This window comes from Micromonospora solifontis (assembly GCF_003725545.1).
Lineage (GTDB): Bacteria > Actinomycetota > Actinomycetes > Mycobacteriales > Micromonosporaceae > Micromonospora > Micromonospora solifontis.
This window is the reverse complement of record NZ_RJLN01000006.1, coordinates 97,616-111,767: the sequence shown is the minus strand read 5'-3', so window position 1 is coordinate 111,767 and position 14,152 is coordinate 97,616. Positions and strand designations below refer to the sequence as shown.

Genomic DNA, 14,152 nt, shown 5'->3' with positions numbered 1-14,152 from the left:
GCTGGTCGTCAGCCACACCAGGCCGCCGCCCTCCGGCACCGAGCCGTCGAGCAGCCCGCCGCAGGAGTCGCACACCCCGACCGGGCCGGCCTCGGCGGCGGCGGCGAACGCCTCCACGTCGACCAGGCTGTCACGGACCAGCCGCGCGTCGATCGTCACCGCCCACCTCCCCGGCTCCGATGTGGCGCGGGGCCGGGCGAAGGTCGCCCTCCGCCCGGCCCCGCACCCGCTCACTCCTGCTCGGCCGCCGGCAGCGCCAGCAGCTCCGGTAGCGCCAGCCGACCGTCCCGGTAGGCTGCCGCCACCTCCTCCCGGCCGCCCTTCTTGAAGGTCAGCGTCGTCGACGGCGGCGGCGGCTCCGCGACCTCCACGAAGTCGAGGACCCGGCCCGTCTCGCCGTCGACCACCGTGCCGTCCCGCTCGACCCGCATCCGGCCTAGCAGCGCCTTGCGGAACGCCGGCCGCACGGTGTCGACGGGCGCCGGGACGGTCGTCTGCACCTCGGTCGGGTGCTCCAACCTGCACCAGTCGACGAACTTGCCCTCGTCGACCACGAAGCCGGTCTTCGGCTCGGTCAGCGTCACCTGCGCCACGGCCGCGCCGTAGCCCGGCAGCCGGACCTCGATCGTCGTCACGCCCAGCTCGCCGTTCAGCTCGACCAGGCTGCTGTCGGCGTCGGCCCGCGCGGCGTCGTACGCCTTGCGCACCTCGTCCATCAGGGCCTTCAACACCGCTGCCCGCATGGCCTGCTGCTGCACGGCGCTCACCGGGCCGCTCCCGCCGTCTCGGGCTGCCGGCCGTTGGCCCGCGCCATCCGCGCCGCGTCGCGGGACTGCTGCGCGCCAGCCTCCTCCGACTCGTCGGGGTCGGACCTGCGCGCGCCGGCCGCCTCGGTCAGCGCGTTGTCGAGCTGGGTGCCCGGGGCCTCGGCCGCTCGCCGCGCGGCGGCGATCTCCGCGCCCCGCGCGTTGAAGGCGTCCCGCAGCTTCTGCGTCTTGCCGAGGCGCTGCGCCCGCTGCCACAGCACGGACAGGTCCTCCCGCGACGCGCATGCCGCCAGGACCTTCGGCCAGTCGAGGTCCTTCGGCGGTTCGCCGTTGTCCAGCCAGTCGAGCAGCTGGTGGCCCAGCTCCGCGTCCGGCTTGTGGATCACCTGGTTGGACAGCGCCACGCACCGGCTCTTCGTCACCCGCAGGTAGTGGTCCTGGTCGAGGTCGCCCACCAGGTCGAACTCGTACTCCAGCCCGTCGCGCTGGTCGGGCTGCATGCCCAGCTTGGACACCTGCTTCTTGCCGTCGCTGCCCTCGGTGATCTCGTACTTCTGCTTCGACCGCAGGCACACCACGACGTGCCCGGGGAAGCTCATCAGCGCCTCGATGTACGCCCGCTCGATCGGGCGCACGTCCTTCCAGCCGTCCATCGACCGGCCGCCGTGGTTGCGGGCGAACAGGTCGACCAGCTCCAGGATGCCGCCCGGCCCGAACCAGTAGTGCGACGCCGAGTCGAGCATGAAGCCCGTGAACCCGGCCAGGGCCGCCTCGTCGATCAGCTCCACGAGCTGCCGCGGGTCGTACCGCACCGGGCTGATCTTCGAGAACCCGTAGCCGCCCGCCTCGTCCGGCGTCATGTCGCCGACGCCCGGCAGCTCCGGGTTGACCGCGTACTTGTCCGCCGAGTCCCGCTCGGTGTCGACGAACGCGATCCGCTCGATGCCGTCGGCGACGGTCTGCGCGCCGGTCAGCGTGTAGAGCAGCTTCAACCCGGTCAGGGTCTTGCCGGCACCGCTCGGCCCGGCGAGGGCGATCCGCGCCTTCGCCTGCTTCCGGCTGGCTGGCATGAACCTCGAACTCATGTCGTTCCTTTCCACGTGAACGAACGTCCTACATAGATTCTATACGGTCGCCGCCGAGCACTGCGACCCGACACCTACGACCGACGAAAAAGCACCCGCGCAGCCCGCGCAAGCCTCGCTCCCGACAGCGGCCGGCAGGCCGCAGTCCGGGTACCGGCAGATCACCGGCTCGGCCAGCTCGGTGCAACCCGTGCCCTCGCGGTGCCGCCAGTCGTCTCCGGCGGCCACGAGCACGCCGCTGCACGTCGCGCACTGCGCGACGTCGACCGGCGCGAGGTACACCCTCACTCCCCGATCACTCTCCTTCCCTTCTCGGGCACGGCCCGCAGCGCGGGCCCGTGCAGCGGAGCCGACTTCCTGCACCCGGGATGGGCACATGCGCCGTTCGGCCCCTCGACGTACCGGTGGTCGACACCGCTCGCGGTACGGCCCCCAACCGGTTCCATTGGTTCTCTGTATGTATTGAGTCCGCGTGGCGGACTAACTCGGTCCGTCTGGCGGACTAGCTCTAGTCCGCGTGCCGGACCAACTTGGCCCTTCACTGGTCCGTCCACCGGACTACCAGACCCGGGCGATTCGGGCGCGGCTGGTCCGGCACGCGGACCAACTACCCCCTTCTCGAGGAGCACGCGCAGAAGGTCCGGCGGCACGTCCAGCCGATAGCACGTCTTCGCTTTCTTGCGCCGGGCGTCCGCGACCGTCGGCCGCTCGCGCCACACCCACTTGCGCTCCGGGCGCTCCTCGCCGTCCTCCCCGCCCTTGCCCTCCAGTCGGTTGAGCCACTTCGTGACCGTCGACCGGACCATGCCCGTCGCGTGCTGGAGATCGGTCAGGCTCGGCGTGAACCGCTCGGGGATCATCGCCGTCTTGGGGTCGCACCAGGTGAGCAGCGTCAGGACGAGGTGCCGACCAGGAGGCTCCAGGTCGCACTCCTTGCTCCTGACCGCGCGCTCGACCGTCCACCGGTCCACCATGCAGGCGGCCTCTCTGTGCAGCGCCGCCAGCGCACCGTCGCCCGAACTGGCGTACGATGCGCTTGCGACCCGTTCTTCTCCGTTCCGGGTTCACCTTCGGCCCCGCCAGATGACCGCCTGGCGGGGTCGGTGCGTTTTCCGGCACCCTACACCGGATGTGTAGGGCCGCAATGGGATCGGCGCTGCTCATCTCTACGCCGCCTCGCCGTCGGCTTCGAGGACGTCCCACGGGTCCCACACGATCTTCCGGTTGGTCTTCTCGGCCCAGGCGTAGATTGTCATGAGCTTCCACTGTGGGTTGTTGCTGACCTCGCCGTCCTCCTTGGGCAGCTGGCCCTTGGACCGCCACTGGTACGGCGTGTTGTCCTTCACGCCGAACATGCGAACCAGCTCCTTGAGCCCCACCATCGAGGGGATCTCCACCGGGCCCGGCGTCATCAGGTCGGCCGCGATCCGCCGTGTGACCGCCTTCAACTTCGCCTGGTTCACCTTCACTGTTCCTCTCCTCCCACGGCCGGTTTCCGTACAACGTCAATGTACGGCACCGCCGGGGATGGTCAGGCCGCCACCCGGGCGGCGGCGTACGGCGCGCTGCGCAGCAGGTCCCGCGCCAGGTCGAGGAGAGGGCAGCGGTCCAGCAGGTGCACCCGCCCGTCCGAGAAGATCGACGGCGGCTCCAGCGGCACCTCGTCCAGCAGCCGCACCGCGAACTCCCGGGCGATCTCCTGCGCCACCGTGTCGTGCATCCACGTCGGCACCAGCGCCCACCGCACGCCCTGCTCGGACAGCTTCGCGGCGACCCGCCGGCTGGCCATCGGGTTGCGCCCCGCGTTGGCGACCAGCAGCACCATGTCGCACTGCCGGGCGACCTCGACCTGGCCGGCGTCCAGCGCCCGGTCCAGGTCGACCACCTTCACCTCGGCGGCGTGCCGCTCGACCGCCCGCAGCGGCTGGAACGACTCGTCGACCACGCGCAGCTCGTCGGCCGGCGTGCCCAGCCGGTCGTCCACGCCGGCACGCCCGGCCGCGTCGACGAGCAGCGTGCGCCGCCCCTCCTCGGCCGCGACCAGCCCCAGCGCCACCGCCAGGGTCGTCGCCCCGGCGCCACCGTGGCCGCCGACCACGCCGATCCGCACCTCGGCCGCCTGGCCGTTGGCCGCCTCGGCGACCAACTGCCGGACGGCCTGCGCGCCGGTCGGCAGGTGGTACACCGGCACGTCCGGGTACTCGGCCTGCCAGCCGCGGGCGGCGGCGACCAGCCGGTCACCGTCCAGCTTCTCCGGAGCGACGACCACCATCCGCGGGTGCGCCGGCATCCCGGCCGCCAGCGTCAGCACGCGGGCGTCGATCAGCACCAGCGGCGCTCTGCGCCACTGCGCGACGGTCGGCTTGCCGACCACGACGTCCACTTCGGCGTCGCCGAGGGCGTCCACCACTTCGTCCACGAACTCGTGACCCCAGGCCACGACCAATGCCTTGCCCACTCCAAACCTCCTGATAGGGGCGGCGATACGTACAAAGACATTGTATCGAAATCGGGCCCATGCGTCAATATTGTATGTACGGCGGCGCGGCGCTTTGCTCGCCGTCGACGCGGGCCGCTATGCTGGTGTCTCCACGTGAACGCAGCACAGCCCCGGATTTCGCGATCCGGGGCTGCGCTGTTTCCAAGGCCAAGTCAGGCGGTCAGTAGACGACCTCCACGATCACCAGGCCGCCCTTGCCGCTGCCACCACGCCGCGACGTCGCCTGGCCGATCGCGCCGGCCCCGCCACCACCCCAGCCGAGGGCGCTCGGCGCGTCACCGCTGACCGACCCGGACGAGTTCGCCCCGAACCCGAGCAGCGAGTTGCCGCCCTTGCCCCGGAACGTGTGCCGGGAGTCGAGGGTCCGGTTGTAGTCGCCGTACTCGCCAGGCGAGTTCAGCACGTTCCCGCCCACCGCGCTGCCGCCACTGCCGCGCCCGCCGGCCTGGTCGCCGACGATCGCGCTCACCCCGGGGGCGGAGCCGCCGCCGCCAGCCGTCCACAGCCCCCCGAAGCTCGTGTCCCCGCCCGTGCCGCCGGCCCCGAACGCCCCGCCAGCGCCGCCGATGCCGACCGTCACCTGCACCTCGGCGGGCAGCTCGGCCGCCGACCACACGCTCTCGCAGTAGCCGCCGCCACCGCCGCCACCAGCCGCGCCGTTGCCGCCGGACACGCCGGTCACCCCGCCGCCACCACCGCCGCCGCCGACCCCGTACGCCCGGATCCACCGCGCGCCGGCCGGCACCTTGAACGTCCCGCTCTGCGTGAACGCCTGCACCGGCCCCGTCGGCGCGCCCGTACCCGGCGAGCCGACCAGGCCGACGATGTGGTTCCCGGCCGGCGGCGACTTCATCACCATCACCCGGGAGCGCACCGGCACCGCGCCGATCATCGACGTCACCCGGATCGCCTGGGTGTCGCCGTCGTGCAGCGCCCGGATTGTCCCGTCGCTGGCCACGCTCGTCACCGTCGCCGGCCGCAGCCGCCACGTCAGCCCGAGCCGGACCGCCTTCTCCAGCACCGCCTCGGCGAGCGCCTTCACCGGCACCGCCAGGCCCGGCCTCCCGCCCTCGCTCATGCCTCCCCGCCTTCCGTCTCCGAGTACGCCCGCCGCAGCGTGTGCCGCATCTCCCCGCCCGGCGCCAGCGGCATCGCCCAGGCCACCTCCAACCACTGCACCCCGTCCCAGCGCACCACCTCGTACGCGTCGTGCCGCGGGTCCACCGGGGTGCTCAGCTCCACCACCTCGTACACCGTTTGCTGGAGCCCCAGCGTCCGCGCGTACACCGTCGCCTGCGCCTGCGATCGCACCTGCACGTCGACCGTCTTCGGCAGCACGAACCCGCGCTGCGCGATCGAGTGCGGCGCCGACGCCGGCACGTCGTACACCCCGACGACCGGCTCCGCGTCCTCGCCGGGATCGTTCGACACCACCACGAAGCGGTTCGGCGCGGTCAGCAGGTCCGTGCCCCGCGAGATCGACCCTCGGATCACCCGCCGGGAGGCGTCCAGGTCGATCGTCACCGCCTCGTCGGCAGGGTCGAACGCCCGCCGCAGCCGCAGCCAGCCCCGATGGTCGAACCACGGCATGAGGTACCCGCCCGACGCGGCCAGATCCCGCAGCGCGTTCGCCCGCGACGTGCCCGGCGACCAGGCCGCCACCGACGTGAACTCCGTCGCGTCGACCACCAGCGGCCCGATCGGCAGCCCGTCGACCAGCCGCGCGGCCACCTGGTCGACGAGCTGCCCGCCCGCGTCGAAGCCGACGTCCAGCTCCTGGTCGACCACGAACATCTCGTCCAGCAGCGTCAGCGGTGCCGTCGACCCGGCGCTGGTCACAAGGTCCGACGAGTCCGACACCAGGTAGCGGCCCAGCCGGTACTCGCTGCCGTCGCCCAGCACCATGCGGGGCGCGATCCGGTCGGTCAGCTGGTTGATCCGCTTCGCGTCGTCCACGCCGAGGGTCACCCCGGACAGCCGCCGGGGGATCGTCGACGTGCTGTCGTGGCTCAGGCTCGGCGAGCTGTCCCGCAGCGGCGTGAGCTCACCCCGCCGCACGCCGGTCCGCCCGTCGATCAGGTCGAACCGGAACGACGCCGACCGCTGCCCCCGCCACGCGGGCAGGTCGAGCAGGTCAGGCGGGGGCGCAGATGCCACGACCATCCACCTCCCACGTGTTGCCCTGCGCGTCGGCGAACCGCGTCGTGCCGGCCGCCTGGCTCTCGAAGTCGGGGGCGGCCAGCACCGGCCCGTCGACGCCCTGGCGCACCTCGGCCCGCGCCACGGTCACGTCGCCGGTCAGCACCAGCGCCAGCTGGCCGGGGTCGACGGTCGGCGGCTCCGGCGGCGCCTGCACCATCGACTCCTGCGTCCAGTTCAGCCCGTCCTCCGACGACCAGTAGTCCGCGGTGCCCTGCCCGAACACGTCGTTGCGGTACGTCACCCGCAGCCACCGCCGCTGCCGGGTCACCACCAGCGCCCGCGTGCTCGGCGCGAGCCCGTGGCAGGCGGTGAACCCGGCGCCGCCCCACAGGTTGAGGCAGGTCTGCACCGGGTCGGCGGTCAGCTTCCAGCCGGTCGTGCCGCCGTTGTCGTCGGTGCGCGACAGCTCCGCCGTCCACTCGTCCCCGGTCGGCCGCAGCTCCACCCGCACGTCCAGGTCGTTCGTCGCCGGCTGCCACACCGTCAGCTCGGCGACCTTGACCGTCGGGGCCGCGTTCGTGTTGCCGGCAGTCAGCACGCCCCGCACACCGATCTGCCCGGCGCCGGCGATGGTGGTGTCCTTCGCCGACTGCTCCCACCGGGCCATGCGCTGACCGTCCGGCCACACCGCCACCCGGACCGCCCCGTCGCGGACCTGCAACCGCATCCAGTACCACGGCCCCGCCTGGTAGCCGAGTAGGTCGACGCCGTTGGTGGCCCGCACCGTCGCCAGCGCCGTGACATTGCCCAGCACGCCGTTCACGACCCGCTCGATCGCCACGCCCAGCTTGCCGTCGGTCTGCGCGGCCAGCCGCGCCCGGTAGTGCGTGCCGAGGGCCTGGTACCGGCCGACCAGGTACGCGTTGATCGGCTGGCCCGTCGCCACCGCGCTGAACTGGAACCGCGCCTGGACGTCGACGTCCTCCCAGCCCGCGCCAACCACCGCCGTGCGGGAGCCGCCGCCGGCCAGGTTGATCGTCGCCGCCTCGGCGGCCACCGAGTAGTCCACCGCCGCGCCCTCGGCGATCGTCCAGCCGTTGCCCAGGCCGCCCGACACGTTCCGGTTGAACAGGTCCTCGAACACGCCGGGGGCGAGGCCGGCCGCAGGCACCGGCGTGCCCGCCGTCACCGCTGGCACCTGGCCCTCCGGCCGCAGGCCCTCACACGCGGCCGGGCCGCCGTCCAGCGGGGCCGGCGTCGCCGTCACCTCCACCACCTGCACCTGCGCCAGCTGGAGCTGCCCCGCCTTGCGGCGCTTCACCGACGCCGACGGCACCAGCAGCGTCGACAGCCACCGGTTGCGTAGCTCGTCGCGCACGCACACGTACGGCACCGTGTCCCACGCCAGGTCCCGGAGGTCGGTGAAGCCGCGGTCCATCGTGGCCGGCGGCACCGCCGCCTGGTTGACCAGCACCGTCCGGGTGAACTCGACGCCGCCGCGCTCCAGCGGCCGGAACGCCGTCCGGAAGTCCCGGTCGAACATCTCCTGCAGCTCGACCTGCTCCGCCTCGGGGAACGTGAAGTCCTCCACCGACGACCGGTCGAAGTTCTCCACGTACGCCAGGTTCGCGGCCGGGTTGTGGTTGCTGGTCAGGATCAGCACCCCGGTGTCGACGTTGCGGCCCTCCACGCCCGGCGCGGCGATCGTCGCCGCCACCGGAGGCGACCACGGCCCGGCGATCCCGAGGCGGTGCACCATCCTGATCCGGTACCGCGACTCGACGCCCACCCGCGCCTCGTAGTCGTCGACCGCCGTCACGGACGGCTCGACCACCTTCGCGATGGTCTCCCACTCGTCGGCGGCCATCGTGTCGTCCTGGCGCTGCACCTCGTAGCAGCTCCAGCCGGCCACCACCGACGAGTTGACCGCCAGCCACGACAGCCGGTGGTAGCGGATGCCGGTCGGGATCCTGCTCGCCGGCCAGTCGCACTGGTCGTCGACGACGGTCAGCGGCTGCACCGCCGGCTCGACGTCGAGGCCCAGGACGGCGTCCATCTCCTGCGCGAACATCAGCGTCAGGTCCGCCGACTCGTCGGACTGCCCGTCCACCACCGCCCACGCCGTGCGGCCGCCGTACCCGGGGTCCGCCTCCCACCCGGCCGGCTGGGTGCTCCACGGGTTCGCGTCGACGCCGAGGACCTGCCACGGCGACTGCCCGCCCGCGCTGCTGGTGAACGTCCAGTACGTCGTCTCGCCCACCCCGTCGGACAGGTACGGCGTGTCGAGGCGCACCGTCACCTCACGCCAGCCGTCCGCGATCTCCGGCAGCGCGTCGAACTCCTCCACCGTGACCCGCGCGACCGGGCCCAGCCGCCTCGTCGTGTCCAGCTCGGACACCTGGGCCAGCTCCAGTGGGGCCCGGGTGCCCGGCAGGTGCCGGGCGTAGAACCGCGCCCACACCCAATCCGCCGCCACGTCCTCGACGAGCTGCTGCATCGTCCAGCCCGCCGGGGTCAGCTCCGACACCGTGGCCACGGCCTGCGTCACGTAGCTGTGCGAGCTGAGGTCCGGGTTGCCTGGCGCGCTGATCCCGGTGAAAAGCACCACCGACGGCAGCTCGTCGACCGTCTCCAGGGTCGGCGTCTGCCCGGCCCGCAGCGTCTTGCGCAGCAGCACCCCGCGGTGCGCCGGGTACGGCTCGACCGGCCCGAGCCGGTCCGCCTTCACCGGCACCGGCGACGCCACCGACAGCTGCCCCGCGTACGCCTGCCCGACGGTCACCGCGTACTCCCGCCCGGCGGTGAGGTCCACCGTGCCGGAGAAGTTCACCGCGTCCCAGATCGGCACCTCGTAGTAGTAGCCGCCGATGTAGCTGGCCCCCTCGGACAGGTTGAGGCCGCCGCCGCCGACCCGGTTTTCCTCCCCGTACGACACCTCCAGCGCCAGGTAGTGCACCTGGAACACCGCGGTGGCCGCCGCGTTGGCGGCGACCTGGAGCCGCACGTTGATGTTCGTCCCGCCCGACGCCGACAGCGCCGACAGGCCTGCCGGCGGGTTGCCGGTGCTGACGAGGTTCCGCGCCCGCCACGGCACCCGGCCCTTCTCCGTCGTCGGCGCCGCCGCCGTGTTCCACCACGGGTTCAGCTCGCCGAGGCGCGACCGGCCGACCGCCGTCACCCCGTTGTGGACGGCCGGCCCGTTCAGCGTCTCGTCCATCAGCCAGTTCACCCCGGCCGACGGGCGCTCGAGGCCGAGGGTCACCGCCGGGGCCAGGTCGGCGAACGGCCCGCTGATGACGTACAGCACCGACACGTCGAGGATCCGCCGGCCGTCCAGCTTCGCATGGGTCAGCGACGAGTTCGTGTCGAACCAGAACCGGGCTGCCGCGTTCGGCCCGGTCAGCGTGATGTGCCGCGGGTCGGACGGGTTGCTCACCGCGTCCGGCGGCGTCGCCGACCCGCCGGCCAGGGCCGCGCCGGTGACCAGCGCGCCGTCCCGCACCGGGATGGTCAGCTTGCGGACCGGCCCGGTGCCGGCGACCTGGCCCGCTGGGTACAGGTTGACCAGCATCTCCTTGCGGTTCGGCAGGCCCGGCGGCGGCGACGCAACGTGCAGCCGCACCCGCCGCAGCCCGGTTCCGGCGGCGTGGCTGGCCTGGGCCCGGAACGTGTAGCCCACCTCGCTGCCCGTGTCGAGCAGCACCGTGTCGGCCACCAGCGGCGCCCACTGCATGCCCATCACGTAGGGCCGGTCAGGGTTGTACTCGCCCACTCAGATCGTCCTCACGGTCGTGGCCACGTCCCTGCGGGCCAACGTCTCCAGCACGCCTTCGCCGACCGCGCGGCCGGTGTCCAGCGCCTCCTGCCGGGTCGGCAGGACACCCTCGAAGGTCACGCGGATCGCGTCGCGCCCGAACACCACGGACGCGCCGCCGCCGCCCTCGCCGAGCAGCCGCATCAGCCCGGACTGCTCGGCCAGCTCCCGCGCCCGGCGCGGCCGGGTCAGCGGCACCACCACCTCGTCGCCGGCCTCACCGCCGACGAACAGCGTCGGCCGCCGCAGGATCGCGCCGTTGGCCAGCATCGGGATCCGGGGCAGCCCTCCGGGGAGCTTCGCGTCGATCGACGCGATACCCGAGTTGATCTTGCCGATGACCTTGTTGATGAACCCCTTGATCGCCGACGTGATCGACCCGGCCACGTCGCCAATGAACCCGCCGACGCTCTTCAGCCCGTTCATGAACCCGCTGATGAGGCTCCGGCCCGCCGACAGGAACTTCCCGGCCAGGCCCGCGAGCCGCGACGGCACGCTGCTGATGAACGACACCAGGGAACTCGCGCCGCTCGACGCCGCGCTCTTCGCCGCGTTCCACGCCGACGACAGGGCGCTGGCCATGATCCCCGGCAGCCGCGACAGCCCCGACATGATCCGGCCCGGCAGCGCCGTCACGAACGACACCACCGCGCTGATGCCAGCGGTCGTCAGCGCCTTCGCGCTCGCCCACAGCCGGGTGAAGAACCCCGCCAGCAGGCCCGGCAGCACCTGGATGCCGCGCAGGATCATCCCGGGCAGCTGCGTCACCGAGAAGATCAGCAGGCCGATCCCGACGCCGACCGCCTGCAGAGCCAGGCCCAGCGCCGACGTGAACAGGTTCCACAGCATCCCCGGCAGGCTCGCCAGGAACGAGCCGATCTTCCCCGGCAGCTCCGCGAACCACTGCCCGAGCGACTGGAAGAACCCGACCACCGCGTCCCACGCCGACGAGAACGCGCCGCCGATCGCAGACCCGACGCCGGCCCAGTCGATGCCGTTCAGCCAGGCGGCGACCTTGCCCAGCCACTCGGCCACGCCCGTCAGCGGCGACAGCAGCCACGTCAGCCCGTTGGCGATCGCCTCGACCAGCGGGGCGACGGCCTGCGCGGCGAGAAGCTGCAACAGCAGCGCCGCCACCTTGATGAGCGGCGCCGCCAGCGCGACCGCTACGCCGGCGAGCTGCGCCACCAGCTCGATCAGCGGCGTCAACGCCACCACGATGTCGACCAGCGGCGGCAGCAGCGACACGATCGTCGGGATCAGCGGCATCAGCGCCTGCACCAGCGTCCCGATCAGCGGCCCGACCGCCGTGAGGACCGGGGCGAGGGCGGTGCCCAGGGCGGCGACGATCTGGCCGAGCGGCGGCCCCAGCTGCGTGAACAGGTCGGCGAGGAGCCCGGCGATCGGGGCGAGGACCGCGGTGAGCGTCTGACCGATCTGGAGCAGTACCGGCCCGAGCGCGGACACGATCGGGCCGAGCAGCGGGCCCAGCGCGCCAAGCGCCTGCGCCAGCGGCCCGACCAGCATCGCGATGAGCTGGCCGACGACCGGCAGGAGTGGGGCGATGGCCAGGGCTATCGACGCGATCACCTGACCGATTGGGGCCAGCGCCGGGACGAGGGCCTGCAACCCCGGGATCAGCGCCTGCGCGATCGGCATGAGCGCCGGCACCAGCGTCTGCCCGATGGCGCTGAGCAGCCCCCCGATGACCGGCTTCAAGCCCGACGCGAGTGCGCCCAGCGTCTCGAAGATCCCGGTCAGCGCCGCGCTACCCTCCGCCGACGCGAAGAACTCCCGCAGCGTGCCGGTCAGCGTCGTCAGCGTCCCGAGCAGCCCGCCGCCGGCCGACGCACTGGCCGCCTGGAAGACCGAGCTGAGGATCGCACCGACGTTCGTCGCGATCTGCCCGAGCTGCCGCAGGACGCCCAGCGCCGTCTCGATCGCCGCCGTGGCCGCGCCGCTCTGCGCCATCGCCGAGAGCCACGCGCCGAACTTCGCGCCTAGCCCGCCGGCCACGGTGGACAGCTGGCTCACCGTAGGGAGGCCCACCACGGCCAGGTCGCGGAACCCGGCCAGCACCGGCCCGACCGCCACGCCGAGGTTCGCCACCGCCTCCCGCGCGCTCATCAGCACCCCGCGCAGCACCGACACGGTGGCGCCCTCCCGGGCGAACTCCAGCGCCCGCCGCGCCACGTTGCCGTACTCGGCGGCGACGCCGGCCAGGCCGGTGCGCAGCGGCCCCGCCAGCACCGAGGCGGTTGCCTGGATCTGCCCGACCATCGGCGCGGCGAACGCGTCCTGCGTCGCCGTGCGGAGGCCCTCGATCGCCGGACCCACCGCCTTGAACTCGCGGGCCAGCTTCTGCGCCTGCGGCGACAGGTTCTCCAGCGCCTTCTCGAACGCCTTCGCGTCACCCTCGACGACCGCGCTCATCGCGTCGCCGAAGCCCGCCGTCGCGATCTTCAGCGCGCCCATCGCCGCACCGTAGACACCTGCCGCGGCGGGTACGGCGAACGCCGCGCCGCTGACCTGCGCCAGCGCACCGGCCAGGGTGACCAGGCTGCCCGTCGCTTGGACGGCCACCCCGCTCAGCGCGCCGATCTTCAGCGCCGACTTCAGCCCGCGTTTCAGGTCCGGCGCGAACTTCTTTACGTCGCCGATGATCTCGATGTACGCACGCCCCAGCGCCACGCACCCAGCGTAGGCCAGTTTCGACGGTCGCAGTCGTCTACTGCGACCGGATAGCTACGCGGACAGACGAAGGGCTCCGGTGACGCAACCGGAGCCCTTCGCGGGCGCTCATCCAGCGAGCCCGACCCGTCCCGCGCGCCGAGTCTTGCCGCACAGCGTAGCCACCACGCCAGGCCAGCCGAAAGCCTCACGCATACCGCCCGCTTCCGTCGCCGCGTACCCTCACGGCAGGCCGCGTGCCAACCTGGCACGGTGCCAACGCCCGGAGGTGCAGCACACGTGATCAGCCCCCTTGCCCGACGTCTTCGTCTCGGGCGCGCCATCCGCGAGCTGCGGGAGGCGTCCGGCATGACCGGCGCGGTGCTCGGCCGCGAGGCCGGCCTGGACCGCACCGCGGTGTCGAAGGTGGAGAACGGCGAACGTCGGCCGCTCGACACGATCCTGCGGATCCTCGACGTGCTGCTGCCCGAAAGCGATGACCGCTACCGGGCGCTCCAGCGGGTCGCCCGGGATGGCCTGGCCAAGGGCTGGTGGACCGAGGCCAAGTACGCCGCCATGGGCGACCGGCAGGCCCGCACCGCCGACATCGAGGCCGGCGCCCGCGCGATCCGCGAGTACCAGAACTCGCTGCTGCCCGGCCTGCTCCAGACCGAGGCGTACGCCCGCCACCGGGGCCAGGTCGCGCTCGACGACGGAGCCGACTTCGACCTCAGCGGCACCGTCGCCGGCCGGATGCGCCGGCAGCTCCAGGTTTCCGGCCCCGACGGGTCGGAGTACGACGTCGTGCTGGAACCGCAGGCGATCGAGCGGCTGCCCGTGCCGCCCGCCGTCATGCGGGAGCAGCTGCACCACCTGCTCGATCTGGCCACGACCAGGGAGAACGTCAGCGTCCGCATACTGCCGGTTGACGCCCGGCTGGGACGCGGGTACGTCCCACGCTCGCCGTTCTCTCTGTACGCCTACCCGGACCCCGAGGACCTGACGCTGGTCGCCGTCGACACCGTGACGACCGACCTGCTGGTCACCGAGGCCCAGGAGGCGCAGCGGTACGCGCGGCTGTTCGACCAGCTGCGTGACGCCGCGCTGTCCCCCGAGGCCAGCGCGGACCTCATCCAGAAGGCGGCCGACCTGGTGGCCGCCGACGCCTGACCCA

9 protein-coding genes are annotated in these 14,152 nt (G+C 72.8%); 1 reads left to right on the top strand and 8 read right to left on the bottom strand.

Annotated features, from left to right (window positions below; translation table 11 throughout):
- Positions 1 to 230 precede the first annotated feature (230 nt).
- From EFE23_RS03980 to EFE23_RS03940, 8 genes are all read right to left on the bottom strand, one after another.
- Positions 231 to 767, bottom strand: coding sequence for a hypothetical protein (locus tag EFE23_RS03980; RefSeq protein ID WP_123239500.1), 537 nt, complete (start codon positions 765 to 767; stop codon positions 231 to 233).
- Positions 764 to 1,852, bottom strand: a complete 1,089-nt coding sequence (locus EFE23_RS03975) for an AAA family ATPase (RefSeq protein WP_123239499.1) — start codon at positions 1,850 to 1,852, stop codon at positions 764 to 766. The genes EFE23_RS03980 and EFE23_RS03975 overlap by 4 nt, the downstream gene beginning before the upstream one ends.
- 1,166 nt (positions 1,853 to 3,018) lie before the next feature.
- Complete coding sequence (locus EFE23_RS03965) at positions 3,019 to 3,321, bottom strand: hypothetical protein (RefSeq protein WP_123239497.1); 303 nt, start codon at positions 3,319 to 3,321, stop codon at positions 3,019 to 3,021.
- Positions 3,322 to 3,383: 62 nt separating this feature from the next.
- Positions 3,384 to 4,310 (bottom strand): CpaE-like family protein, encoded by a 927-nt coding sequence (locus EFE23_RS03960; RefSeq protein ID WP_123239496.1) that lies wholly within the window; start codon positions 4,308 to 4,310, stop codon positions 3,384 to 3,386.
- 202 nt (positions 4,311 to 4,512) lie between these two features.
- Positions 4,513 to 5,430, bottom strand: coding sequence for a glycine-rich domain-containing protein (locus EFE23_RS29255; RefSeq protein ID WP_123239495.1), 918 nt, complete (start codon positions 5,428 to 5,430; stop codon positions 4,513 to 4,515).
- Positions 5,427 to 6,509, bottom strand: coding sequence for a hypothetical protein (locus EFE23_RS03950; RefSeq protein ID WP_233600848.1), 1,083 nt, complete (start codon positions 6,507 to 6,509; stop codon positions 5,427 to 5,429). Before EFE23_RS03950 ends, EFE23_RS29255 begins: the two co-directional genes overlap by 4 nt.
- Positions 6,487 to 10,266, bottom strand: a complete 3,780-nt coding sequence (locus EFE23_RS03945) for a hypothetical protein (RefSeq protein WP_123239493.1) — start codon at positions 10,264 to 10,266, stop codon at positions 6,487 to 6,489. The genes EFE23_RS03950 and EFE23_RS03945 overlap by 23 nt, the downstream gene beginning before the upstream one ends.
- The gene (locus tag EFE23_RS03940) at positions 10,267 to 12,999 is read right to left on the bottom strand and encodes a phage tail protein (RefSeq protein WP_123239492.1); all 2,733 of its coding nucleotides are present in this window, start codon (positions 12,997 to 12,999) and stop codon (positions 10,267 to 10,269) included. It abuts the gene before it with no gap.
- 279 nt (positions 13,000 to 13,278) lie between these two features.
- On the opposite strand from EFE23_RS03940, the gene EFE23_RS03935 reads away from it, so the two are divergent.
- A complete protein-coding gene (locus EFE23_RS03935) occupies positions 13,279 to 14,148 on the top strand; it encodes a helix-turn-helix domain-containing protein (protein WP_148058410.1) in 870 nt (289 codons plus the stop codon).
- The last annotated feature ends 4 nt before the right edge of the window (positions 14,149 to 14,152 follow it).